At 72.9% G+C, this 23,186-nt stretch carries 21 protein-coding genes; 16 read left to right on the top strand and 5 right to left on the bottom strand.

Annotation, left to right across the window (positions count from 1 at the left end; genetic code table 11):
* Window positions 1–43: 43 nt before the first annotated feature.
* The 4 genes from BJ971_RS21055 (at window position 44) to ligA (ending at window position 6,337) form a co-directional block, all read left to right on the top strand.
* Complete coding sequence (locus BJ971_RS21055; protein WP_184994956.1) at window positions 44–808, top strand: 3-hydroxybutyrate dehydrogenase; 765 nt, start codon at window positions 44–46, stop codon at window positions 806–808.
* On the top strand, window positions 793–2,727 hold the full coding sequence (locus BJ971_RS21050; protein WP_184994955.1) for a helix-turn-helix domain-containing protein: 1,935 nt from the start codon (window positions 793–795) through the stop codon (window positions 2,725–2,727). Before BJ971_RS21055 ends, BJ971_RS21050 begins: the two co-directional genes overlap by 16 nt.
* A gap of 4 nt (window positions 2,728–2,731) precedes the next feature.
* Window positions 2,732–4,054: a tannase/feruloyl esterase family alpha/beta hydrolase gene (locus BJ971_RS21045; RefSeq protein WP_203709217.1), complete on the top strand. Its 1,323-nt coding sequence runs from the start codon at window positions 2,732–2,734 to the stop codon at window positions 4,052–4,054.
* Between the two features lie 129 nt (window positions 4,055–4,183).
* The gene (gene ligA / locus BJ971_RS21040) at window positions 4,184–6,337 is read left to right on the top strand and encodes an NAD-dependent DNA ligase LigA (protein ID WP_184994953.1); all 2,154 of its coding nucleotides are present in this window, start codon (window positions 4,184–4,186) and stop codon (window positions 6,335–6,337) included.
* Here ligA and BJ971_RS21035 read toward each other — a convergent pair whose 3' ends face one another.
* Window positions 6,338–7,117, bottom strand: a complete 780-nt coding sequence (locus BJ971_RS21035) for a maleylpyruvate isomerase family mycothiol-dependent enzyme (RefSeq protein ID WP_184994952.1) — start codon at window positions 7,115–7,117, stop codon at window positions 6,338–6,340.
* Window positions 7,118–7,795: 678 nt separating this feature from the next.
* On the opposite strand from BJ971_RS21035, the gene BJ971_RS21030 reads away from it, so the two are divergent.
* The 3 genes from BJ971_RS21030 (at window position 7,796) to BJ971_RS21020 (ending at window position 9,076) form a co-directional block, all read left to right on the top strand.
* Window positions 7,796–7,978, top strand: a complete 183-nt coding sequence (locus BJ971_RS21030; protein ID WP_184994951.1) for a hypothetical protein — start codon at window positions 7,796–7,798, stop codon at window positions 7,976–7,978.
* 229 nt (window positions 7,979–8,207) lie between these two features.
* Window positions 8,208–8,570 (top strand): metalloregulator ArsR/SmtB family transcription factor, encoded by a 363-nt coding sequence (locus tag BJ971_RS21025; protein ID WP_184994950.1) that lies wholly within the window; start codon window positions 8,208–8,210, stop codon window positions 8,568–8,570.
* Window positions 8,567–9,076 (top strand): SRPBCC family protein, encoded by a 510-nt coding sequence (locus BJ971_RS21020; RefSeq protein ID WP_184994949.1) that lies wholly within the window; start codon window positions 8,567–8,569, stop codon window positions 9,074–9,076. The genes BJ971_RS21025 and BJ971_RS21020 overlap by 4 nt, the downstream gene beginning before the upstream one ends.
* Here BJ971_RS21020 and BJ971_RS21015 read toward each other — a convergent pair.
* Window positions 9,073–9,900 carry a methyltransferase domain-containing protein gene (locus tag BJ971_RS21015; protein ID WP_184994948.1) on the bottom strand — a complete coding sequence of 276 codons (828 nt, stop codon included), beginning with the start codon at window positions 9,898–9,900 and terminating at the stop codon, window positions 9,073–9,075. The two genes, BJ971_RS21020 and BJ971_RS21015, sit on opposite strands and share 4 nt — an antisense overlap.
* A 119-nt stretch (window positions 9,901–10,019) precedes the next feature.
* On the opposite strand from BJ971_RS21015, the gene BJ971_RS21010 reads away from it, so the two are divergent.
* Together BJ971_RS21010 and BJ971_RS21005 are read left to right on the top strand one after the other, a co-directional pair.
* Window positions 10,020–11,189 carry a MalY/PatB family protein gene (locus BJ971_RS21010; RefSeq protein ID WP_184994947.1) on the top strand — a complete coding sequence of 390 codons (1,170 nt, stop codon included), beginning with the start codon at window positions 10,020–10,022 and terminating at the stop codon, window positions 11,187–11,189.
* 18 nt (window positions 11,190–11,207) lie between these two features.
* Window positions 11,208–12,521 (top strand): outer membrane protein assembly factor BamB family protein, encoded by a 1,314-nt coding sequence (locus BJ971_RS21005; protein ID WP_184994946.1) that lies wholly within the window; start codon window positions 11,208–11,210, stop codon window positions 12,519–12,521.
* A gap of 314 nt (window positions 12,522–12,835) precedes the next feature.
* On the opposite strand, the gene BJ971_RS21000 is transcribed toward BJ971_RS21005, so the two are convergent.
* Window positions 12,836–13,063, bottom strand: a complete 228-nt coding sequence (locus tag BJ971_RS21000; RefSeq protein WP_184994945.1) for a hypothetical protein — start codon at window positions 13,061–13,063, stop codon at window positions 12,836–12,838.
* 74 nt (window positions 13,064–13,137) lie between these two features.
* Here BJ971_RS21000 and BJ971_RS20995 point away from each other — a divergent pair, with 74 nt between their 5' ends.
* From BJ971_RS20995 to BJ971_RS20970, 6 genes are all read left to right on the top strand, one after another.
* Window positions 13,138–14,511, top strand: coding sequence for a GlnX family signal transduction membrane protein (locus BJ971_RS20995; RefSeq protein ID WP_498368196.1), 1,374 nt, complete (start codon window positions 13,138–13,140; stop codon window positions 14,509–14,511).
* 9 nt (window positions 14,512–14,520) lie between these two features.
* Window positions 14,521–15,570 carry a phosphate ABC transporter substrate-binding protein PstS gene (gene pstS / locus BJ971_RS20990; RefSeq protein WP_184994943.1) on the top strand — a complete coding sequence of 350 codons (1,050 nt, stop codon included), beginning with the start codon at window positions 14,521–14,523 and terminating at the stop codon, window positions 15,568–15,570.
* Window positions 15,571–15,584: 14 nt separating this feature from the next.
* Complete coding sequence (locus BJ971_RS20985; RefSeq protein ID WP_184994942.1) at window positions 15,585–16,640, top strand: aldo/keto reductase; 1,056 nt, start codon at window positions 15,585–15,587, stop codon at window positions 16,638–16,640.
* Between the two features lie 29 nt (window positions 16,641–16,669).
* Window positions 16,670–17,254 (top strand): TetR/AcrR family transcriptional regulator, encoded by a 585-nt coding sequence (locus BJ971_RS20980; protein ID WP_184994941.1) that lies wholly within the window; start codon window positions 16,670–16,672, stop codon window positions 17,252–17,254.
* A gap of 83 nt (window positions 17,255–17,337) precedes the next feature.
* Complete coding sequence (locus BJ971_RS20975; protein ID WP_184999004.1) at window positions 17,338–17,787, top strand: SRPBCC family protein; 450 nt, start codon at window positions 17,338–17,340, stop codon at window positions 17,785–17,787.
* A complete protein-coding gene (locus tag BJ971_RS20970; RefSeq protein WP_184994940.1) occupies window positions 17,784–18,116 on the top strand; it encodes an ArsR/SmtB family transcription factor in 333 nt (110 codons plus the stop codon). Before BJ971_RS20975 ends, BJ971_RS20970 begins: the two co-directional genes overlap by 4 nt.
* A gap of 48 nt (window positions 18,117–18,164) precedes the next feature.
* Here the strand turns inward: BJ971_RS20970 and BJ971_RS20965 are convergent, their stop codons facing one another.
* A complete protein-coding gene (locus BJ971_RS20965) occupies window positions 18,165–19,712 on the bottom strand; it encodes a glycoside hydrolase family 53 protein (protein WP_184994939.1) in 1,548 nt (515 codons plus the stop codon).
* 8 nt (window positions 19,713–19,720) lie between these two features.
* A complete protein-coding gene (locus tag BJ971_RS20960) occupies window positions 19,721–21,700 on the bottom strand; it encodes a beta-galactosidase (protein ID WP_184994938.1) in 1,980 nt (659 codons plus the stop codon).
* A 168-nt stretch (window positions 21,701–21,868) separates the two neighbouring features.
* Between BJ971_RS20960 and BJ971_RS20955 the strand changes: the two genes are divergently transcribed.
* Entirely contained in the window at window positions 21,869–23,179 is a 1,311-nt protein-coding gene (locus BJ971_RS20955; protein ID WP_184994937.1) for an ABC transporter substrate-binding protein, read from the top strand.
* The last annotated feature ends 7 nt before the right edge of the window (window positions 23,180–23,186 follow it).

Below are 23,186 nucleotides of genomic sequence, written 5' to 3'. Positions count from 1 at the left end.
CACCCGTTCCCACCACGTCGACGACTTCGCGCTGAGGGGCATCATGGACACCAGCACTGCCGGCGACAGCCTGGCCGGACGAACCGCCGTCGTCACCGGCGGTGCCAGCGGCATCGGGCGGGCCTGCGCGGAGCGGCTCGCGGCGGCCGGCGCCCTGGTCGTCGTCGTCGACCGCGACGGCGACGCCGCGGCCCGGGTCGCCGAGAAGATCGGCGGCCGCGCCGAGACCGTCGACCTCACCGACCTGTCCGCCGTCGACCGCATCGACCCGGCCGTCGACATCGTGGTCAACAACGCCGGCCTCCAGCACGTCGCGCCGCTGCACGACTTCCCGCCCGAGACGTTCTCGCTGATACTGCGGCTGATGCTGGAGGCGCCGTTCCGGCTGGTGCGCCGCAGCCTGCCGCACATGTACGCGCGCGGCTGGGGCCGGATCGTCAACGTCTCGTCGGTGCACGGGCTGCGCGCCTCGCCGTTCAAGGCGGCGTACGTCTCGGCCAAGCACGGGCTGGAGGGCCTGTCGAAGGTGATCGCGCTCGAGGGGGCCGAGCACGGGGTGACGTCCAACTGCGTCAATCCCGCGTACGTGCGCACGCCGCTGGTCGAGGCGCAGATCGCCGCGCAGGCGGCCCGGCACGGCCTGGACGAGGCGCAGGTCGTCGAGCAGGTGATGCTGGCGCCGGTGGCCATCAAGCGGCTCGTCGAGCCCGACGAGGTGGCCGACCTGGTCGCGTACCTGTGCTCGCCGCGGGCGTCCTTCGTCACCGGCACCTCCCTGGTGATGGACGGCGGATGGACCGCGCATTGACCTCGGCCTTCCTCGACCTGCTGCTGCGCGAGGCCGCCGCGGTCGAGTTCGAGCGGCCGCTGCTGGAGGCCCGGGCGCAGGGCCGCCCGGCGGCGGAGCTGGCCGAGCTGGAGGAGCACCGGGCGCTCGCCCTGCGGGTGCGGGCGCTGCTGGAGCGCCGGCGGCGCCGCGAGGCGGAGCTCACCGCGCTCGTCGACACCGTCGGCGACCTGGCGACCCTGCGCGACCTCGACGCCGTGCTGGAGGCGATCGTGCGCCGGGCCCGCGAGCTGCTCGACGCCGACGTCGCCTACATGACCCTCAACGACGAGAAGCGCGGCGACACGTACATGCGGGTGACCTACGGCTCGGTGTCGGCCCGCTTCCAGCGGCTCCGGCTGCCGCTCGGCGCTGGGCTGGGCGGGCTGGTCGCGCAGACCGCCGCGCCGTACGTCACCGCCGACTACGCGGCCGACGCGCGCTTCCAGCACACCACCGAGATCGACGGCGGCGTCTCCGAGGAGGGCCTGGTCGCCATCCTTGGCGTGCCGATGCGTCTGGGCAGCCGGGTACTCGGCGTGCTCTTCGCCGCGAACCGCAGCGCCCGGCCGTTCACCCGCGAGGAGGTGACGCTGCTCGGGTCCCTCGCCGCGCACGCATCCGTCGCGCTGGACAACACCCGGCTGCTCGGCGAGACCCGGGCCGCGCTGGAGGAGCTCGGCGCGGTCAACACCGTGGTACGCCGGCACAGCGAGTCCCTCGAACGGGCCGCCGAGGCGCACGACCGGATGGCCGAGGTGATCCTGCGCGGCGGGGACCTGGACGGCCTCGCCGCCGTCGTCGCCGAGGTGCTCGGCGGCGAGCTGGCCATCCTCGACGCCGACGGGCGCTGCCTGGCGGCGGTCGGCGACATCGCCGGGGTCGGCTCGCTGGCCGCGGCGGCGGTGGCGGGCCGCGGCCTGGGCCGCGCGACCCGCAACGGCGAGCACTGGGTGCTCGCCGCCGGCGCCGGCAACGAGGCGCTGTGCACCCTCGTGCTGCGCGCGCCCGGCGAGCTGAGCGAGACCGACACCCGCATCCTGGAGCGCGCCGGGGTGGTGACCGCGCTGCTGCTGCTCTTCCGGCGCAGCCTCGCCCAGGCCGAGGGCCGGGTGCGGGGCGAGCTGCTGGAGGACCTGCTGAGCCGTCGGGTGGACGACCAGGTGACCGTGCGGCAGCGGGCCCGGCGCCTCGGCGTCGACCTCGACGCCGCGCACGTCCTGGTTGTGGTCTCCTGCCCGGCCCGGCACCGCGAGCGGGCCGCGCAGTGGAGCTCCGCGCACGCGGCGGCCTGCGGCGGGCTGGCCGCGCACCGCGACGGCTACGTGGTGCTGCTGGTCGGCGGCGACCACCCCGGCGACGCGGCCCGCCGGGTGGTGCGCGAGCTCGGCGCGTACCTCGGCGCACCGGTCACCGGGGGCGGCACCGGGCCGCTCACCGGCACCGAGCCGGTGCCCGCCGCCTACGCCGAGGCCCGCCGCTGCGCCTCGGCGCTGCGGGCGCTGGGCCGCGACGGCGACGGCGCGAGCGCCGCCGAGCTGGGCTTCGTCGGCCTGCTGGTCGGCGCCGAGCGGGACGTTCCCGCGTTCGTCGCCGACACCGTCGGCCCGCTGCTCGACTACGACCGCAGGCGCGGCACGGCCCTGGTACGGACGCTGGAGTCCTACTTCGACGCCGGCGCCAACGCCGTCCGGGCCGCCGAGGTGTTGCACATCCACGTCAACACCGTGACCCAGCGCATCGCCCGGATCACCCAGGTGCTCGGCGACGGCTGGCAGCAGCCCGAGCGGGGCCTCGAACTCCGGCTCGCCCTGCGGCTGCACCGCCTGGCCACCCATGGCGGCGGCACCGACAGTGTGGTCGACGGCCATGGTCCGGACCCCGGACCCGCCGGAGCATGACGGGATGCTGCCTTCCCTCAGCGCCGCGGCCGTCCTGCTGGCGGCCGTCCTGCTTCCCGTACCCCCATCGCCGTCGGCCGGGTGTTCCGCGCCTCTTCTTCCGGGCGCGGAACGGCAACAGGCCGCCTGCCTCGCCGACCTCACCACCGCCGGAACCGTGGCGTCCGGCCACACCGACCCCGCCGACTGGGCCGGGCTGACCCCGGCCGGCGCCCGCAACCCGAGCGAGGTGCCCGGCATCCAGATCGACGGCTACTTCCCGGACGACTCGGCCACCAACGCCACCCACGGCTGGAACCACGACTCCCAGTTCGTCGTGCGCCTGCCCGACCGCTGGAACGGCGGCCTGGTGGTGGCCGGCTCGCCCGGCGTACGCGAGCAGTACGCCAACGACTTCGCCATCGCCGACTGGGTCCTGGCCCGCGGCTACGCCTTCGCCGCCACCGACAAGGGCAACGTCGGCGCGGCGTTCTACCGCGACGGGCGCCGCCCCGGCGACGCCATCGTCGAATGGAACCACCGGGTGACCCAGCTGACCCTGGCGGCCCGCGCGGCGGTCGCGCGCCGCTACGGCCACCCGCCGCGCCGCACCTACGCCGCGGGCCTGTCCAACGGCGGCTACCTGGTCCGGTGGCAGCTGGAGAACCACCCCGAGCTGTACGACGGCGGCGTCGACTGGGAGGGCACGCTCTGGCACCCGCGCCGGCCCAGCCTGCTCACCTTCCTGCCTCCGGTTCTGGGTGCGTACCCGGACCGGCCCGCGGATGTCGTCGCCGCGGGCTTCGCGCCCGGCTCGGAGTTCCTCTGGGACTTCCACCACCGCGTCTATTGGGACCTCACCCAGCGGATCTACCGCGAGGAGCTGGACCCGGACTACGACGGCCCGGCCGAGGCCGGCACCCCGTTCTGCGCGCCGGGCACGCCCGCCTGCGACGCCGACTACGACTATGCGAGCCGCCCGGCGGCGGTGCGCGCGGCGATCGCGCGGATCGCGCTCACCGGCCGCATCCAGCGGCCGCTGATCACCCTGCACGGGACCCTCGACGCGCTGCTGCCGATCACCCAGGATTCCGACGTGTACGCGGAGATGGTGCGCGAGCAGCGCCGGGGCCCGATCTTCCGGTACTACCGGATCGAGGGCGGCAACCACGTCGACGGGCTCTACGACGCCTATCCGGACCGGCTGCGGCCGATCCTGCCGTGCTTCCGCGCGGCGTTCACCGCGCTGACCGGCTGGGTCGAGCGGCGGCAGGCGCCGCCGCCCGGCCACACCGTCGCCCGGCCGCCGGCCGGTGACCTGGCGAACACCTGCGAGCTCGCCGGCTGAACGGTTCCGCCGCGGACCCGCCGGGGTTTCAATGGACCCCGGCGGGTTCTGTCGTACCCGTGCGGTATCAAAGACACCGCTCCCGTCGTTGGGAGATCGTCTTTCCGCGTCGCAGGAAGTGAGCTCCGCATGCCGACCAAGCGCACCGCCGCCGGACCCGACGGCACCGACCACGAGGTCGCGCCGGTCGTCGACGCGGCAAAGGCCGCGCGCTTCGACACGGTCGAGGACTACCGCGAGGCGATCGCCCGGATCCGGCCGGCCGCCGAGGCCTACTACGCCGGCGACGACCTCGCCATGGACGACGCCACCTACGACGCCCTGCTGGCCCGGATCTCCGCCACCGAGCGGGCCGAGCCCGGCTGGGTCGAGGCCGGCACCCCGACCGCCGCGGTCGGCGCGGGCATCGCCGGCGGCGACGTCGAGCACAGCACCCCGATGCTCAGCCTCGACAACGTCTTCGACGCCGACGAGCTGCGCACCTGGGCGGCCCGCCTCGACCGGGTCCTCGGCCACCCCGTGCACGGCTACACGGTCGAGCCGAAGATCGACGGCATGGCGGTCGCGGCCCGCTACGTCGACGGCCGGCTGCGGGGGCTCGCCACCCGCGGCGACGGCCGGGCCGGCGAGGACGTCACCACCCAGGCCCGCCTGGTCGCCGGGCTGCCCGCCGCGCTCACCGGCCCGGCGACGGTCGAGGTCCGCGGCGAGGTCTTCATGACCGACGCCGACTTCGCCCGCGCCAACGAGCTGCGGGTCGCGCACGGCGGCCGGCCCTTCGCCAACCCGCGCAGCGCCGCGGCCGGCACCCTGCGGGCACAGGACCGCGCCTACGACGCACCCCTGTCCTTCCTGGCCTACGCGGTGCACGACCTGCCCGGCGGCGAGGGCCTGACGCACACCGCCGCGATGGCCGCGATCGCGGACCTCGGGGTGGCCACGACCGCGGGCTCGCCCGCCGGCATGCCGCAGTGCGCGACGATCGACGACCTGCTGGCCGCGATCGCGGCGCTGGGCGCGGCCCGCGGCACCCTCGGCTTCGACATCGACGGCGCCGTGGTCAAGGCCGACGACCCGGCCGACCGGGACCGGGCCGGCTCGTCCAGCCGGGCGCCCCGCTGGGCGATCGCGCACAAGTTCCCGGCCGACACCCGCACCAGCCGGCTCGCCGCCATCGAGGTCCAGGTCGGCCGCACGGGCGTGATCACCCCCGTCGCGGTGCTCGACCCGGTCCAGGTGGGCGGGGTGATCGTCACCTCGGCCACGCTGCACAACTTCGACGACCTGGTCCGCCGCGACGTCCGCGTCGGCGACACCGTCTTCGTCCGCCGCGCCGGCGAGGTCATCCCGGAGATCACCGGCGCGAAACTCGACGAGCGCCCCGCGGACGCGCAGCCGTTCACCCCGCCGGAGGACTGCCCCCGCTGCCACGGCGAGATCGACCGCAGCCAGAAGCGCTGGCGCTGCGTGCAGGGCCGGGCCTGCGGGGCGGGCGAGTCGCTCGCCTACTTCGCGGCCCGCGACTCGATGGACATCGAGGGCCTCGGCGACAAGGTCATCGCCGGCCTGGTCGCGGCGGGCCTGGTCACCGACCCCGCCGACCTCTACGACCTGGACGCCGAGGCGCTGGCGAAGCTCGAACGCCTCGGCCGCACCTCGGCCACCAAGCTGGTGGCCAACATCGAGGCCTCCAAGACCCAGCCGCTGTCCCGGGTCCTGACCGGCCTCGGCGTCCGGATGACCGGCCGCTCGATGTCGCGCCGCCTGGCCCGGCACTTCGGCTCGATGCCGGCGCTGACCGCGGCGACGGTCGAGCAGCTCCAGGAGGTCGAGGCCGTCGGCCCGGAGCGGGCGGCCACCATCGCCGCCGAGCTGATCGAGCTGGCCCCGGTCATCGCGAAACTCACCGAGCGCGGCGTCAACATGACCGAGCCCGGCGCGCCCGGCCTGGCCGCACCCGCCGACGCCCCGCCCGGCACGGCCGCGACGCCGTCGCTGCCGCTGCGCGGTGAGGACGGCAAGCCGCTGACCGTCGTCGTCACCGGCTCGGTGCCGGGCCTGACCCGCAACGAGGGCAACGAGGCGGTCGAGCACCTGGGCGGTAGGTCCTCGGGCTCGGTCTCGGCCCGCACCGACCTGGTGGTGGTCGGCGCGGGCGCCGGCTCGAAGGCCGCGAAGGCCGAGGAGCTCGGCGTCCGGGTGATGCCCTCGGAGCGCTTCGCGGACCTCCTGGCCGCACACAACGCCGGCGAGTCACCCACCCTGGCCGCCTACCTGGACTGATCAGTCGCCGGTCACCCAGTCCATGTTTCCGATCCAGTGGTCGAGCAGGGCCCGGTCGCCGTGCACCTCCAGGCCGGTGGCCGCGCTCATCGGGCGGCGCCGGCTGATCATTAGCAGCAGGTCGGTGGCCGGGCCGCGGACCGCGACGTCGGCCTTGATGTGTGAGTGTTCCAGGGCGATCCGGTCCGGTTCGCGGCGTGCCAGCCACTCGCCGGGCGCGTCGCTCGCGTGGAAATGCAGGGTCTGGCCGTCGCCGCGCATCGCGTCGGAGAAGCCCGGCTGGTTCTCCCAGTAGCCGCGGGAGGTCATGGTGTCCAGCCAGTCGTCGATGGCCGCGACGGCGATCTCCGGCGCCAGTTCGTATCGCTCGCCGAGCGCGGCGGCCGCGTCCGCGCGGTGCACGCAGGCCTCCCCGAACAGCCGGCGTGACCAGAACGGCACCCCTGCGGCGCCGCCGGACGGATCCCACACCGGCGTGTCGTCGTCGGCCGCGTCGAACGCCTGCTTCGCCTCGGCCGCGGTGCCGGTCAGCCAGGCGCGCCACTGTGCCGGGTCGGCCGGTGCCGGGACGTATCCGGCGAACGCCTGGCTCGGCTCGGTCATCCGCCCGCCCACCAGCATCGCCACCATGCGCTGCGTCGAGCCGACATGGTCGACGAGATCGGCCAGCGTCCACTTCGGGCAGGTCGGCACCGGGGTGGTGGCGTCCCGGCCGTCCACCCAGTCGGCGAACGTGCCCGCCTGTTCCACGACGGCCTCCAGGTACGCGGTCGTGTCCATGCGCAGCACCTCCCAATGCTCCATCGATGCCCGCCGAGCGTAAGCCAAGTCGGGGGCGTCGGCCCGCCGGTCGATGCGACGGCGTCCACGATCGTGTCAGCCGCGCCCGGCCCTCGGGCGCCGTCGAGATCTCACCGGATTCGATGTTCGCGAGCAGTGCGGCGGCGGCATTCTACGTACCGCCTTCAATCGGGAGCCGCTGTCCGGCCTGCGTATGCGAATAGGCCTTGCCGCAACCCCGCGCGCCGCGGCGGCCGGCGCGACCTCGGATCTTGAATAACGGCGCGACATTTCAGAGCGGCTGCAGGTCTCCCTGCTCACAGCCACCGACCTGCCCTCGGGCTATACCGCCGTCGAGGAACCGGGCGAGGGTGATCCGTCCGACCTCAAGGACGCGTGCGCACTTTGGGACCGCGTCTCCGATGGATCGCGGTCAGCCATCCGCGCCGTGGCCGCCGACGCTGTCGTGGACTCCGCGGCGGTCATGTTCACGAAGGATGACAGCACCCTTGTGAACACCTGGCAGTCCTCGGTGAGGAAGGCGCCCAGGCTGTCGTCACCGAGTTCGCCGAAGCGCCGGCGCGCTGCCCGACCATCACTTCGGGCGACCAGACCATCTCGCTGTTCCCGCTGACGGTGCCGCAACTGGGGGAGGCATCGGCCGGTACGCGAATCGTGGTGGAGGCCAAGGGCACGGTCGTCGTTCGCTTCAAGCTTGTCGTGGTCGCATGGCATGACCTGTCTGTCGCCGTCCTGTTGTCGGGGGCGGCCGAAGTGGACCAGCACGAGCTGGAGGCGATCGCCGCGACGGCGGTAGAAATGCTCCAGCCGAGCGAATATCGGTTCGCGCCTACCGAATGATCGAGTCTTTCAACGTGGCCTGGGTGGCGGGGTTCGGCTCGGAATGCTCCGACCCGCCGGGACGGTTCAAAGAAATCGACGTTGAATATATGAAATTTCCGGGCAATTGCTTCGATGAATTACTTGGCCTCGTTTCAGCGGTATCCAATGAAATTATGGTCCTTTGCGACCGCCGCATCCGGCAGGCTCAGGCTTGCCAAACGCGTAACGTGATGGTTACGCTTCTCGGGTGGACGACGTGGCCGCGGCGATCGCCGACCCGGTGCGGCGGGAGATCCTGGTGATGCTGCGCGAGCAACGGCTCGCCGCGGGGGAGATCGCCGACCGGTTCGAGATCAGCCGGCCCGCCGTCAGCCGCCACCTGCGGGTGCTCCGGGAGAGCGGGCTGGTTCGCGACACGCTCGTCGGGCGCCGGCGCCTCTATGAGCTCGACGGGTCGCGGTTCGCCGGCCTGATCGGGTGGCTCGGACAGTTCGCTCCGGCCGCCGGTTGGGAGCGCCGCCTGGACGCGCTGGAGACCGAGGTCTATCGCACCCGCCGCGAGCGCCGCCGGCGCGACGCGGCGGATCAACGACAGGAGAACACGGCATGAGCAGCCCACCGCCGACCGGCCGGCTCTTCCCGGCCGCTGACGGCACCGACCTCGTCGTCAGCCGCACGTTCCGGGCCCCCATCGAGGACGTGTGGGCCAGCGTGACCGAATCCGATCGCACCGCCCGGTGGTTCGGCGCCTGGCAGGGCGATGCCGCCCCGGGCCGCATGATCAAGGTGCAGATGGCCTTCGAGGAAACGGAACCCTGGTTCGACGTGCGGATCGACGCGTGCGAGCCACCGCGGCGCCTGGCCGTGTCGACGAGCGACGAGTCCGGCGGCTGGCGGCTCGAGCTGCTGCTGTCGCACGCCGACGGCCGGACCGAGCTCCGGCTCGTGCACCACCTCGACACCACCGACGGGGTCGGCGAGATGGGTCCGGGCTGGGAGTACTACCTGGACATGCTGGTGGCGGCGCGGGACGGCCTGCCCGCGCCGAGCTTCGACGACTATCTCCCGGCGATGAAGCCCTACTACGAGGCGCTGCGGACCCGGCCCGTCGATTAGTCGGCGGCCGGGCGGCGGCCCCAGGCCGAGATCAGCGGTGCGAGGGTCAGGTCGAGTTCGCCGGCGTGGATGGCGGCCAGGTGCGCGTCGAGCTCGGCGTCGTCGGCCAAGCCGGCCGCGAGCAGCTCGCCGCGTACGTGCCGGATGGTCGCCGCCTCCAACCGGTCGCAGGCGAGCCCGCCCACCGGGAAGGAGCCCGCCGCGGCGACATCGACCAGGCCGGCCTCCCGCAACGCCCGCGGCAGCGTACGGCCGTAGCTCAGGTCCGCGCCGCGGCGCGCCAGCAGCTCCCGGACCGCGGCGCGCAGCCGGTTGGCCCGCCGCTGCGCCGGGCCGCTGTCGTCCAGGCATGCCAGCGGCTGGAGGGCGGTGTCGGCGTCCTCGACCAGCAGCCGGCCGCCGGGCCGCAGCGCCGCCACCATCGTGGCCAGCGCCCGGGCCCGGTCGGGTACGTGCACCAGCACGAGCCGGGCGTGCACCAGGTCGAACGTCCCCGGCTCCGGTGGCGGATCGGCGGCGACGTCGTGCCGGCGCACCTCGTACCCGCCGTCCGCGCTGAGCCACGACGGGTCGATGTCGGTGGCCAGCACGTGCCCGCTCGGGCCGACGGCCGCCGCGAGCGCCTCCGGGATGCCGGGGCCGCCGGCGCCCACCTCCCAGCAGCGCGAGCCGGCCCCGACCCCCAGCCGGTCGAAGTGCCCCCGCGTCACCCCGTCGAACAGCTCGGCCAGCCAGACGAACCGCTCGCCCGCCTCGGCGCGCGCATTGTCCAGCAGGTACCCACCAGCGGGGGCGGACTCGGTCGGATCCGGCGAGGAGCTCATCAGCACATGGTCACCTCCCCGGACCGTGGTTCCGCACCATGACGCGCCGGAGCGCCGGCAAACGCCGTCAGATGCGCATACGACGATCAGGGGCCGGTCCTTGCTCATAGCCTCTTCGCATGGCTGACGCGCTGTTCGATGAGGTCGTTGACCGGACGAACACCAACTCCATGAAGTGGTCGTGGACGGGCGCGGGCGACCCGCTGCCGATGTGGGTGGCCGACACCGACTTCAAGGCGCCGCCGGCGGTGATCGAGGCCCTGCACCGGGCCGTTGATCACGGCGTCTTCGGCTATCCCGCGGGCGCGACCGGGAGCTACCTCGACGCCGTCACCGGCTGGCAGGCGAGACGCTTCGGCTGGGAGGTTCCGCGTGACTGGGTGCTACAGACCTCGGGCGTCATCACCACGCTCAAGACCGTGGTTCAGGCGTTCTCCGCGCCGGGCGACTCGATCCTGATCCAGCCGCCGGTGTACGCCCACTTCCACGACGACGTCCGGCTCAACGGCCGCTTCCTGGCCTACGCGCCGCTGGTGCGCGACGGGGACGGCTACCGGTTCGACCCGCGGACGTTCGAAGCCGCCATCCGGCCCGATACCAAGGTGTTCATCCTCAGCCACCCGCACAACCCGACCGGCAACGTCTGGTCGGCCGAGGAACTGACCACGATGGGCGAGATCTGCGCCCGGCACGGCGTGCTCGTCGTCTCCGACGAGATACACCAGGATCTGATCATCAACCGGGCCAGGCGGCACATTCCGTTCGCCTCGCTCGGCGAGCGGTTCGCCCGCAACAGCATCACCTGCACCGCACCGAGCAAGACCTTCAACCTTCCCGGCCTGCAGAGCGCGAACGTCTTCGTGCCGGACCGCCGGCTCCGTGAGGAGCTCGCCCGGCAGTACGACCGCAACGTGTTCCCGGTGGTCAACATCCTGGGCATGGTCGCCGCCGAGGCGGCCTACACGCACGGCGAGCCCTGGCTGGAGGCGCTGCTCCGCTACCTGCGCGACAACCACGCCCATTTCGCGGACCGGATCAACGGCGCGACCTCACGGGTACGGGTACTGCCGGCCGACTCGCTCTACCTCGCCTGGATGGACTGCCGCGGCCTCGGCATGGACGCCGAGTCCCTCGATGAGTTCATGCTCACCGAGGCACGGCTCTGGCTCGACAAGGGCCAGAAGTTCGGCGCCGAGGGCCACGGCTACATGCGGGTGAATCTCGGCTGCTCCCGTGCCACCGTCGACGAGGCGATCGAACGCCTGCTCGGTGCCGTCAGGCTCCACTGAGAGCTCTACGCTGCCCGCATGACCGTCATCGATCTTGGACGGGTCGATCACGAGGGTGACGACCCGCCGGCCGCCTTCCGGCCGCGCCCGTTCCGCCGGCGCGAGTGGCGGAGGTGGCTGGTAGCGGTCGTCGCGGTGTGCTGCGTGCTCACGGTGACGGGCTCGGCGCGCCCCGATCCGCGGGGACCGGTCCAGCTCTGGGACGTCCCGTTCGCCCTGGAGGCCGATGCGTACCTGCTCTCCGGCGACGACATCCTCGTACTCGATCATTCCGCCGGCCACCGGCTCACCGCCCACGACGCCCGGACCGGCGCGGTGCGCTGGTCGACCGCGGTCGACGACACCTCCGGGCCGGCCGGCGTCGGGGCCGGCACGGTGCTGATGCGGGCGGGTATCACCGTGATCAACCGTGTGGAGCCGGGCGGCACCCCGTCCTACCGGGAGTTCAGCCGGGAGACGGTCGCTGTCGACACGGCGACCGGCCGGCAGCTCTGGCGCGGGCCCGGTGAGTTAATGACCGTCGTCGACGACCACGCCCTGCTGCTGGAGTGGGACGAGGCCGGCGAGCGGTCGCGCCGGATCCGCCTGGTGCGCCTGCGCGACGGCGGCACGGTGTGGACGCGGGATCGCACCGGCGTGGTCTCCTGGGCGACCGACACGACCCCCGGCGTCCGGCCCGACCGCCTGGTCACCGTCACCGCGGAGGGCCGGGCCGAGGTGATCGCGCCGGCCGACGGCTCCGTCATCGCGACCGGAACGCTGCCGCGGGCGGGGGATGATTCGGCCGTCACCGTGGAGGGCCGGCAGCTCTACCGGGATCAGACGGTGCGGGGCCGGACCACGGTCACCGCATACGACATCGACACGCTGCGGCGGCTGTGGACCGTCGAGCAGCCGCCGGGCGGCTCGTTCGGCTGCGGGCCGGTGGTGTGCATCGGCGACGGGGAGTCGGTCTCCGGCCACGACCGGGCGACCGGCGCGCGCCTGTGGCGGCTCTCCGGTACCGCGGGCGTCTACCCGCTGGCCGGCGGCCACCTGCTGGCCGAGGACGGGAATGGTGCCCGGCGCACCGTCCTGGACGCGACCACCGGGCGGCGCCTCGCCGAGCTGGATCGCGGCGTGCCGGTGTGGGACTCGCGGGGCCGCCTGACGTACCTGATCGCGGCCACCCTGCGACCACCCGGGCGTACCTCGGTCAGCAGCCTCGACCCGGTGACCGGCGAGGTCGTCCTGCGCGGCACGGTCGCGCCGGCACAGACCTGCCGCAACGAGGGCGACCTGCTGACCTGCGTCACCGAGGACAACCGGCTGGCCGTCACGGACCTCGGCTGATCTCCGAGTTCCCCGTGGCGCGCTAGCCTCGGTCTCTCGCTTTCGTGAGCGTCTCGCCACGGTGGTGGCCCGGCGCGTGGTCGGGTAGCGCGGTGAGTCGGTCGAACGCGGTGACGAGGTCGGTTGTCGCTGCACGTACTGGATAACCCGGTTGTCTCGGCGATAGGCCAGATCATCCCAGAGGGGAAGGCACTTCCCATTGACGGAGAGGCTGTGGCATGACACCCGAGCAGCAGGCGCGCCACATCGTGTCCGGCTGTCAAGGCTGCCCGTGGAACGAGGCCACCCATCTCGCTCGCAACGGTGCCGACGAACTACGCCTCTGCGAATGCTGCGCGCAAGCCCACGACGAGGGCGACGACCCAGAACGGTGAACCGGGACTGCTCTCCCGGGCGACCGCCCAGCCGTCGCCCTGCTGCCGTAGTTCGTAGGTCTTCGGGTCGAGCGTGCGGTTCCAGATTCGGGGCCTGCGCTCGGTGAAGTCCGTGAAGGCCCGGCGCACCTGCTCGGGCGATGCCTTCGTGTCGACGTCGAATCGCATCCGACAATCGGAACAGACGCACCTCGAAGCGTCCAGTGCGGAGGGTAAAGCCATTGCCGGAACTGCTCGGCCGGGTGAAGTCGGGGAAAACAGAAGTTGAATATTTAAATTGCTCGGTAATTGCGGCGGTGAATTACCTTGGCCTCGTGTCAGTGGTATCAAATGAAACACCCGCACGGCTGCGGTTGTGGTCCTTTGCGGTGATCGTCACCGCCGTGGCGCTGCTCGCCACGACCAGCGCGATGATGGCCCGGATACAGGGGCAGGTGCGGGTCATCGGCGGCGAGGCCGCGCCGCAGGCGGCGACCGCCGCGGACCTCTACTTCGCGCTCAGTGACATGGACGCCCAGGTCGCCCGCATGGTCCTGGCCGGCGACGCCGCCGAGTTGTCCGGCAGCCAGATCGACGCGCTCGGCACGTACCGTGGTCGCAGCCGGCAGGTCGACGCCGACCTCCAGCGTTCGCTGACCACCGCGACCGGCGCCGCCGAACGGGCCGTGGTGCTGGAACTGCTCCACCATCTCGCGGTGTACCGCCAGCGGGTGTGGCAGGCACTGACCGCCCAGTCGCAGGCGCCGCCGCAGCCGCCGGGGCGGCTGCCGCCGGCCGCGCTCGGCTATTACACCCAGGCGACCAATGTGCTGCACCTGGATCTGCTGCCCGCCGCGGAGCGGCTGCGCGACGCGGGCGAGGACCGGCTCGACCGGGCGTACGCGCGGAAGCGCACCACCGAGATCGTCGGCCTCGCGCTGACCGCCGTGCTGGGTGCCGGCCTGGTCGTGCTGCTGCTGATTCTCCAGGTGTGGCTGGCGCGCCGGTTCCGCCGGGTGTTCAACCCGGCGCTGCTCGCCGCCACCGTGCTCGCCGTGGTCCTGACGGCCGCGGCCGGCGTGGTGCTCGTCTCGCAGGGGCGGCTGCTGAGCGCGGCCCGGGACGAGAGCCTGCGGCCGTACCTGGCGCTGTCGCAGGCCCGCGCGCTCAGCTACGACGCGGCCGCGGACACCAGCCGCTACCTGGTCAGCGCCAATCTCGCGTACTACCGCGAGGATTTCACCCGCAAGTCGCAATGGCTTGTCGAGGGCGGCGGGCTGGCGGCGGCCGCGGGCGGGCCGGACGTGAGCGCCGAGCAGTCCGGGCAGGTGGTCGAGCGGTGGCTGGCGTACCGGCGCGGCCACGACCGGATCGTCACGCTGGCCGGGTCCGGGCGGACGGCCGCGGCGATCGACGCGCTCACCGGCATCCGGCGCGGCGACGCGGCCTTCGACTTCTCCTATTTCGACGCCGCGGTCGACGAGATCGCCACCGCCCGCCGGCGGGAGTTCGACGCGGCCCTGCGCGACGCGGGGCGGCTGCTGGCCGGGTGGACGGTCATCCCGGTGTTCCTCGCCGGGCTCGTCGTGCTGCTGGTGCCGCTCGGGGTGCGCAAGCGCCTGGCCGAGTACCGCTGAGAGGAACCGATGAAGCTTCGACTGGCGCTCGTGCTGACGCTGGGGCTGGTGGCCGGCTGCGACGCGGCGGCCGTCACCGCCGACGAGGCCGTGCACTGCGCGGCGGGCTCGATCCGGGCGCGGGGCTCGTCCGCGCAGGCCAACGCGGTCAGCGCCTGGATCAAGGACTATCAGATCAACTGCTCCGGTGCGACCGTCGAGTACGACAGCACCGGCTCCGGCGCCGGCGTGCGCGCCTTCATCGCCGGCACCGCCGACTTCGCGGGTACGGACTCGCCGCTGAGCGCCGCCGACCAGGCCGCCGCCGACGCCCGCTGCGGAACCGGGGTGGCCGTGCACCTGCCGGCGGTGGTCGGGCCGATCGCCCTGGCGTACAACGTCGCCGGCGTGGGTGACCTGCGGCTCGCGCCGGCCACCGTCGCCAAGGTCTTCGCCGGGGCGGTGACCACCTGGGACGATCCGGCGATCGCCGCCGACAACCCCGGCGCGGTGCTGCCCTCGACCACGATCCGCACCGTGCACCGCGGGGACGGCTCCGGCACGACCGGCAACTTCACCGCGTTCCTTGCCGCGACCGCGGGCGGCGACTGGGACTTCGGCGCGGACAGCGCCTGGCCGGCGCCGGGCGGCGGCGCGCAGCGGGGCAGCAACGGCGTCGCCACCGCGGTCGCCCGCACCGACGGCGCGATCGGCTATGTCGAGGCGTCCTACGCGCGGTTCCACAGCCTGGCCACGGCCCGCGTCGGCAACGGCGCTGGCGAGTTCGTCGCGCCGGCCGACGACGCCGTGGCCCGGACCGTCGCCGGCGCCGAGGTCCTGGGCCGCGACCGCGATCTGCGGCTCGCCGTCGACCACCGCACCGCCGCCGCGGGCGCGTACCCGATCGTCCTGGTGACCTACGAGGTGGTCTGTGAGGCGGGCGCGAAGGAGCTGACCAGGAGCTTCCTCGGCTACGCGGTGAGCCCCGAGGGCCAGGCACAGGCGGCCCGGGTCGGCTACACGCCGCTGCCCGAGGACCTGCGGAAGAAGGTCGAGGCCGCCGTAGCGGACCTGCGCTGACTTAGGGTGGCGGTATGGAATATCGCGCGCTGGGCAAGTCCGGTCTACGTGTCTCGGTGCTCACCATGGGCACCATGACGTTCGGCGGCAAGGGCAACTTCGCCGACGTCGGATCGACCGATGTGGCGGAGGCCCGCCGGCAGGTCGACCAGTGTCTCGACGCCGGTGTCAACCTGATCGACACCGCCGACGTCTACTCCGGCGGGCTCTCGGAGGAGATCGTCGGCGAGGTCCTCGAGGGACGCCGCGACGACGTCCTCGTCGCGACGAAGGTGCGGATGGCGATGGGCGACGGGCCCAACGACGCCGGCCTCTCGCGGCACCACATCATCGCCGGCTGCGAGGCCAGCCTGCGCCGGCTGCGTACCGACCACATCGACCTGTACCAGGTGCACGAGTGGGACGGGCTCACGCCGCTCGAGGAGACCCTCGAGGCGCTCGACTCGCTGGTGCGCTCCGGCAAGGTCCGCTACGTCGGCGCGTCCAACTACGCCGGCTGGCAGCTGATGAAGGCGCTCGGCACCGCTGACCGCATCGGGCTGCCGCGCTTCGTCAGCCAGCAGATCTACTACTCGTTGCAGGCCCGCGACGCCGAGTACGAGCTGATCCCGGCCGCCGTCGACCAGGGACTCGGCGTGCTGGTGTGGAGCCCGCTCGCCGGAGGACTGCTCGCCGGCCGCTACCGGCGCGACGCGCGGCCGTCCGGCGGTTCGCGCCAGCTCACCGAGTGGAACGAGCCGCCCGTGTACGATCCGGAGCGGCTCTACGACACGGTGGACGTGCTGGTGTCGATCGGCGCCGACCGGGGCGTCTCGCCGGCCCAGGTGGCACTTGCCTACCTGCTGGGCCGGCCGGCCGTCACCTCGCTGGTGATCGGGGCGCGGACCGGTGAGCAGCTCGCCGACAACCTGGCGGCGGCCGACCTGACGCTGTCCGCGCAGGAGCGGGCGCGGCTGGACGAGGCGAGCGCGCCGCCGCTGCTGTACCCGTACTGGCATCAGGCGAAGACCGCCCGCGACCGGCTCTCGCCTGCGGACCTGACGCTGCTGGGCCCGCACATCCGGGACTGATCCGGGTGGGGGCGTGAAATCATGTCCGTATGCCGAAGCAGGTCGACCATCGGGCCCGGCGCACCCTGATCGCGGACGCGCTGTTCCGGGTCGCCGCCGAGCAGGGCCTGGAGGGGGTCAGCCTGCGGCACGTCGCGGCCGCCGCCGAGGTGTCGACGGGCATGGTGCAGCACTACTTCCGCACCAAGGGCGAGATGATGACGTTCGCCATGGCGGTCGTGCAGGAGCGCCAGCAGGCCCGGATCACCGAGCGGATGGGCCACCTCGGCGCGGACCCGGGCCCGCGCCTGCTGCTGCGCACCCTCCTCGCCGGGGTGCTGCCGCTGGACGACGAGAGCCGGGCGTACGGGCGGGTCGCGCTCGCCTTCCTGGCGTACACGTCGGTCCGGGTCGAGGCCGGGGGCCCGCTGCGCGAGCAGACCCGGGAGCTGTTCGGCTTCGTGACCGGCCTGGTCCGGGCCGGCGGCGAGGCGAAGGACCCGGAGGCCGCCGCGGCCGGGCTGCTCGCCACGATGGAGGGGCTCGGCGTCTATCTGCTCGGCGGACACTTCACGCCCGAGGTGGCGCTGCGCGCGCTTGACGCGCACCTGGACCTGATCTTCGGTCCGGCCTAGCGCAACCAATGGTTGCGTTGACGCGGGTGGTCGGCTAGCTTGATGTGCAACCAGACGTTGCATATCGAGGAAGCGTGGCGAGCATGGAATACGGCAGCATCGAACGCGAGATCCACGTCGACGCCCCGCCTGAGGTGGTCTTCGAGGTCGTCAGCACCCCCGAGCACATCTCACAGTGGTGGGCCGACGAGGCCGAGTTCGAGGCGGCGCCCGGCGCGGTCGGCGAGCTCGCCTGGGGCGACCGGGCGCACGTCGCCCCGATGGTCGTGGTGGACGCCGAGCCGCCCCGGCGGTTCTCGTTCCGCTGGTGCCACGCCGACGGCCGGCTCGACTCCGCCGACTCGCTGCTTGTCACGTTCGAGCTCACCCCGGCGGGCGCGGGCACCAGGATCCGGCTCACCGAGACCGGGTTCCGGGAGATGGGCTGGGAGGCCGCGAAGCTGAAGGAGGTACACGACGACCACGTCTCCGGCTGGGACACCTTCGTGCCCCGGCTCGGTGAGTACGTCGCGCGGCTGGTCGCGGCGCCGTGAGCACCGCCGTCGACGACGACCTGTGGTCCGCGATCGGCGACCCGACCCGGCGGCGGATGCTCGACCTGCTCCTGCTCGACGGCGACGGCACGGCAACCGGCCTCAGCACCCGGCTGCCCGTGACGCGGCAGGCCATCGCGAAGCACCTCGGCGTGCTCGACCGCGCCGGCCTGGTGCACGGCACGCCGGCGGGCCGGGAGCGGCGCTACCGGGTGGACGAGGCGCAGCTGGCGCGGGCGGTCGCGCAGCTCTCCTCGGTCGGCGCGGCCTGGGACGCCCGGCTGCGGCGCATCAAGCGGATCGCCGAGTCCATCGCCCGCGAAACGTAGGAGTCGCCACCTCCACCGGCGGTAGAGGCCGGTGGAGGTGGCGTGTCGCTAGAAGCGCCGGAACACCGCAAGGCCGGGCAAGGCGCGCCCCTGGTAGTCGAAGAGGGCCTGGTTCTCCCAGCCGTCGCCCGACGCCGGATCGGCGGGATCCCAGCCGGCTCCGTCGGCCGCCGTCCACGTCGGCTCCCAGTAGAAGACGCCCAGCGCGCCGGGCACCCCCGCGACCACCGTCAGGATGTCGCGCAGCGCGTCCGCCTGCCCGCGCGGCGTGGCAGGGTAGCCACCCGCCTGCGCGAGGGAGGCGTTGAAGATGTTCGTCTCGTGGTCGTTCTCCGCGGTGGTGAAGCCGTACGCGGTCTCCGCGACCATGACCGGCCGGCCGTACCGGGTGGACAGGTTCATCAGGTTGGCCTGCAACGCGCCGAGCGAGCCGTGCCAGTAGACGTAGTGGGACACCGCGATCACGTCGAACGGCACCCCGCGCGACGTGGCCTGGTCGAACCACCACTGGTGCCCGCCGAGGTTGCCGCCCTCGGCGAGGTGCAGCACCACCTTGGTGCCCGGCGACGCGGCGTGCACCGCGTTCGCGCCGGAGGTGAGCAGCGCGGCCAGCCCGTCCCAGTTGTCCCAGCGGCCGTCCGGCCACAGCATCCCGCCGTTGATCTCGTTGCCGATCTGGGCCATCGCCGCCGGGGTGCCCTGCGCGCGCAGGTCGCGCAGCACCGCGTAGGTGTGGTCGTACACCGCCCGGGACAGGTCGTCGAAGCTCAGCGCCGCCCAGGCCGCCGGCTTGATCTGCTTGCCGGGGTCGGCCCAGGCGTCGGAGTAGTGGAAGTCGATGAGCAGCCGCTGCCCGGCGCGGTGCGCCCGGCGTGCCTTCTCGAGCACGTCCGCGGGGTTGTTGTAGCCGTCGACAGGGTCGACCCACACCTTGAGCCGGATGTAGCCGACGTTGTTCGCGGCCAGCAGCCGGAGCGGGTCCTGGCGCCGGCCGGACGCGTCGCGGTACACCGCGCCGTGGTCCTCGTTCTTCGTCACGTGCGACACGTCCGCGCCGGTGATCGCCAGCGGGGTGCCGGGCCGCCCGGTGGTGGCGTCCAGCGCGATGTCGTCGAAGTTGGTCCACTGCCCGGCCGCCGCGTCGGAGTGCAGCACGATCGTGCAGCGCCCGCCGGTCACCCGGGCGGTGACCGCGAGCCGCACCCACTCGGCGCCGGTGCGGGGGATGGCGGCCCGCTCCTCGGCCGAGCCGCAGCCGCGCAGCGACACGTAGGCGTCGCGCTGGTTGCCGTCCGAGCGCACCCGCAGGCTCAGCGTGTGGCTGCCCCGGGACAGGCCGGTGACCGTCTGGCTGGTCTCCACCCGGTACGCGGTGTCCGAGTAGTGGGTGAGCTGGTAGGCGCCGGTGTGGCCGCCGGCCTCGGTGAAGCTCGCGGCGCGCGCGCCGCTCTCGGACCAGCCGGCGGGCACGGCCGCGGCGCCCGCCTCGAATCCGGGGTTGTGCACGTCGCCGGCGGCCGCGGCGTGTGCGGGTGGTGCCACGGCGAGGACGGCCACCGCGGTGGCGGCGGCGAGGACGGGGGGTGTGCGAAGCATGTCAGCTCCTATCGGGGGTTCTCCTTCAGGACCCGGACCTCACCGGCGGGCACCGGGAGGCCGTCGGCCACCCGCTCGCCGGTCAGCAACTCGACGCCGTGTCCGGGCACGACGGCGTCGGTCTCCCCGTGGTTGACGGCGATGACGAACCCGCCGCTGTCGGTGCGGCGCCGGACGACCTCGAGCTGCTCGGGCAGCTCCGGCGCGGCGGGCAGCCCGGCCGCCTCGGCGACGGTCGCCAGCAGCGCCGCGGTCCCCGCGGCGTCCAGCCGGGTGGAGACGTAGAAGGCCCGGCCGTGCCGGGTGACGGCCGGCCGGCCGGCGGCCGGGCCGTCCGCATAGGACGCGAGCGCCGTCGCGCCCCGCAGCTCGAGACGTTCGGTCCAGGTGTCCGCGACCCGGCCGTCGTCCAGCCGTACGGTCTCAGCGGCCCGCAACGGCTCGAACTCCTCGACGACGAGGCCGAGCAGGTCGCTCAGCGCGCCGGGGTGGCCGCCGGGGTGCACCGCGTCGTGCGCGTCGACGATCCCGGAGAAGTACGAGACCAGCAGCGTCCCGCCCCCGGCGACGTACCGCCGCAGGTTGTCGGCCGCGGCCGGGCTGAGCAGGTAGCTGCTCGGCGCGACCACCAGCGGGTAGGCGCCCAGGTCCGCCTCGGGGTGCGCGAAGTCGACGGTCCGGTGCGCGCGCCAGAGCTGCTCGTAGAACGCCTCCTGGCGGTCCCGGAACGCCAGCGCCGCCGGGCGCCACGGCAGCTCGAGCGCCCACCAGGACTCCCAGTCCCACAGCAGGGCCACGTCGGCGACGACCCGGCCGTCGCGCAGCTCGGCCAGCGCGCCGAGCGAGTCGCCCAGCGCCACCACGTCGCGCCAGGTCCGGGTCGCGGTGCCGCCGTGCGGCAGCATCGCCGAGTGGAACTTCTCCGCGCCGTACCGCGAGGCGCGCCACTGGAAGAACATGACCGCGTCGGCGCCGCGGGCCAGGTGCTGGAAGCTGTTGCGGCGCAGCTCGCCGGCGGCCTTGGCGAGGTTGCGGGGCTGCCAGTTGACCGGGCCGGTGGAGTGCTCCATGAGCAGCCAGCCCCGGCCCCGCGCCACCGAGCGGGTCAGGTCGGCGCACATGGCCAGCTCGATGTGGTTGTCCGGCCGCTCGGCCTGCAGGTAGTGGTCGTTGGAGACCACGTCGACCTCGCGGCTCCACTTCCAGTAGTCGATGTTCTTGCAGTTGGCCAGCATGAAGTTGGTGGTCACCGGCACGCCGGGGGAGAGGCGGTGCAGGATGTCGCGCTCGCGGCGGAAGTTGGCCAGGTGCGCGTCGGAGGAGAAGCGGAAGAAGTCCAGCTCCTGGGCCGGGTTGACGGTCGTCGGCGCGACGATCGGCGGCTCGATCTCGTCCCAGTCGCCGTAGCGCTGGCTCCAGAACGCGGTGCCCCAGGCCTCGTTGAGCTTGCCGAGGTCGCCGTAGGTGTCGCGGAGCCAGTTGCGGAACGCCGCGCCGGAGGTCTCGCAGTAGCAGTACGCGTTGGCGCCGCCGTACTCGTTGTGTGAGTGCCAGAGCACCAGGGCCGGGTGGCCGGCGTAGCGCCGGGCGAGCTGCTCGGTGATTCCCGCCGACGCCGCCGCGTACGCCGGTGAGCTGGGGCAGAACGACTGCCGCGCGCCGCCGCCCAGCCGCACGCCCTCGCGGGTGATCGGCGCGGCGTCCGGGTGGCGGCGCAGGAACCAGGGCGGCGGCGCGGCGGTCGGGGTGGCCAGGTCGACCGCGATCCCGGCGTGGTGCAGCAGGTCGAGGCTGCGGTCGAGCCAGCCGAACTCGTACTCGCCGGGCGCGGGCTCGAGCAGCGCCCAGGCGAAGATCCCCAGGCTGACGAGGTTGACGCCGGCCTCGCGCATCAGCTCGACGTCCTGCGCCCAGACCGCCTCGGGCCACTGCTCAGGGTTGTAGTCCCCGCCGTAGGCGATCCGGTCCATCCGCGGGATGAGCGGCATGTACGGCTCCAAACTGTGAGCGCTCCCAACTTCGTACCGGCATGATTGCACACCATTTACCTGGCTCGTTACCGAGTTCATGACCTCTTGACACTCCGCATCTGGGAGATAAGGCTGTGAGCGCTCACAGCGATATGGATGACTACACCCCTCCAGAGAGGTACGACGATGAGAGCCAAGTTCGGCGCGAAGCTGCTCGCGGTGGTGCTGGCCGCAGGACTGAGCGCCGCCTGCACCAGCAGCGACTCCGGTGACGAGGACCAACCCGCGCAGCCCGGCGGCAAGGTAGAGCTTTCCTTCTGGTCGTGGGCGCCGAACATCGACAAGACCGTGGACGCCTGGAACGCGGCGAACCCGGATATCCACGTCACGCTCAGCAAGCAGGCCGGCGGCGGCGACATCGTCACGAAGCTGCTGACCTCGGCCAAGGCCGGCAACCCGCCGGACCTCGCGCAGGTCGAGTACCAGGCGCTGCCGACCCTGGTCAGCAACGACGTGCTCGCCGACATCGCCAAGGACGCCGAGCCGGCCAAGGCGAAGTTCGCCGAGGGCGTCTGGCAGCAGGTCACCCTCGGCACCGAGTCGGTGTACGCGATCCCGCAGGACTCCGGCCCGATGATGCTCTACTACCGCGCCGACCTGTTCGACAAGTTCGGCCTCACCGTGCCGAAGACCTGGGACGAGTTCGCGCAGACCGCCCGTACCGTCCGGCAGAAGGACCCGAAGAAGTACCTGACCACGTTCTCGGCCAACGACCCGGGCTGGTTCACCGGCCTGGCGCAGCAGGCCGGCGCCGCCTGGTGGGGCATCAACGGCGAGTCCTGGAAGGTCAGCGTCAACGACGCCGCCACCAAGAAGGTCGCCGACTACTGGGGCGCGCTGGTCAACGAGGGCGTGATCGACGGCAAGCCGATGTACACCCCCGCCTGGAACAAGGCGCTCAACGACGGCACGCTGATCGCCTGGCCGAGCGCGATCTGGGCGCCCGGCGTCCTGGAGGGCAACGCGCCGGCGACAAAGGGCAAGTGGGCCATGGCGCCGATGCCGCAGTGGGCCGCCGGCGAGAACAAGACCGGCAGCTGGGGCGGCTCGTCCACCGGCGTCACCGCCGCCAGCAAGAACAAGGCCGCCGCGGTGAAGTTCGCGACCTGGATGAACACCGACCCGGCCGCCACCGACCTGCTCATCAAGGAGAGCGCCATCTACCCGGCCGCCCGCGACGCGCAGGCCAGCCCGCTGCTCCAGGCGCCGCCGGCGTTCTTCGCGCAGCAGAAGGACTTCTACACCGAGGCCAAGGCGATCGCGGACACCGCGGTCGGCTTCACCTGGGGCCCGAACGTGAACGTCGCCTACGACACCTACAAGGACGCCTTCGGCAAGGCGATCACCGGCAAGACGCCGTTCTCCGGCGCCGTCGACACCATGCAGTCGGCGACGGTCGCCGACATGCAGAAGAACGGCTTCACGGTCACCAGCTGAGAGGAAC

Origin of the sequence: Amorphoplanes digitatis (assembly GCF_014205335.1) — a bacterium.
In the GTDB taxonomy this organism is placed as follows: domain Bacteria; phylum Actinomycetota; class Actinomycetes; order Mycobacteriales; family Micromonosporaceae; genus Actinoplanes; species Actinoplanes digitatus.
This window is presented reverse-complemented; position numbering and strand designations above follow the sequence as displayed.

What these genes read in the sequence shown, in the direction of transcription:
- BJ971_RS20960 (WP_184994938.1), bottom strand. Translation starts at nt 21,700, where the DNA reads ATGCCGCTCATCCCGCGGATGGACCGGATCGCCTACGGCGGGGACTAC.
- ligA (WP_184994953.1), top strand. Translation starts at nt 4,184, where the DNA reads ATGCCGACCAAGCGCACCGCCGCCGGACCCGACGGCACCGACCACGAG.
- BJ971_RS21015 (WP_184994948.1), bottom strand. Translation starts at nt 9,900, where the DNA reads ATGAGCTCCTCGCCGGATCCGACCGAGTCCGCCCCCGCTGGTGGGTAC.
- BJ971_RS21000 (WP_184994945.1), bottom strand. Translation starts at nt 13,063, where the DNA reads ATGCGATTCGACGTCGACACGAAGGCATCGCCCGAGCAGGTGCGCCGG.
- BJ971_RS21045 (WP_203709217.1), top strand. Translation starts at nt 2,732, where the DNA reads ATGCTGCCTTCCCTCAGCGCCGCGGCCGTCCTGCTGGCGGCCGTCCTG.
- BJ971_RS20980 (WP_184994941.1), top strand. Translation starts at nt 16,670, where the DNA reads ATGCCGAAGCAGGTCGACCATCGGGCCCGGCGCACCCTGATCGCGGAC.
- BJ971_RS21010 (WP_184994947.1), top strand. Translation starts at nt 10,020, where the DNA reads ATGGCTGACGCGCTGTTCGATGAGGTCGTTGACCGGACGAACACCAAC.
- BJ971_RS21005 (WP_184994946.1), top strand. Translation starts at nt 11,208, where the DNA reads ATGACCGTCATCGATCTTGGACGGGTCGATCACGAGGGTGACGACCCG.
- BJ971_RS20955 (WP_184994937.1), top strand. Translation starts at nt 21,869, where the DNA reads ATGAGAGCCAAGTTCGGCGCGAAGCTGCTCGCGGTGGTGCTGGCCGCA.
- BJ971_RS21055 (WP_184994956.1), top strand. Translation starts at nt 44, where the DNA reads ATGGACACCAGCACTGCCGGCGACAGCCTGGCCGGACGAACCGCCGTC.
- BJ971_RS21035 (WP_184994952.1), bottom strand. Translation starts at nt 7,117, where the DNA reads ATGGACACGACCGCGTACCTGGAGGCCGTCGTGGAACAGGCGGGCACG.
- pstS (WP_184994943.1), top strand. Translation starts at nt 14,521, where the DNA reads ATGAAGCTTCGACTGGCGCTCGTGCTGACGCTGGGGCTGGTGGCCGGC.
- BJ971_RS21050 (WP_184994955.1), top strand. Translation starts at nt 793, where the DNA reads ATGGACCGCGCATTGACCTCGGCCTTCCTCGACCTGCTGCTGCGCGAG.
- BJ971_RS21020 (WP_184994949.1), top strand. Translation starts at nt 8,567, where the DNA reads ATGAGCAGCCCACCGCCGACCGGCCGGCTCTTCCCGGCCGCTGACGGC.
- BJ971_RS20975 (WP_184999004.1), top strand. Translation starts at nt 17,338, where the DNA reads ATGGAATACGGCAGCATCGAACGCGAGATCCACGTCGACGCCCCGCCT.
- BJ971_RS20965 (WP_184994939.1), bottom strand. Translation starts at nt 19,712, where the DNA reads ATGCTTCGCACACCCCCCGTCCTCGCCGCCGCCACCGCGGTGGCCGTC.
- BJ971_RS20985 (WP_184994942.1), top strand. Translation starts at nt 15,585, where the DNA reads ATGGAATATCGCGCGCTGGGCAAGTCCGGTCTACGTGTCTCGGTGCTC.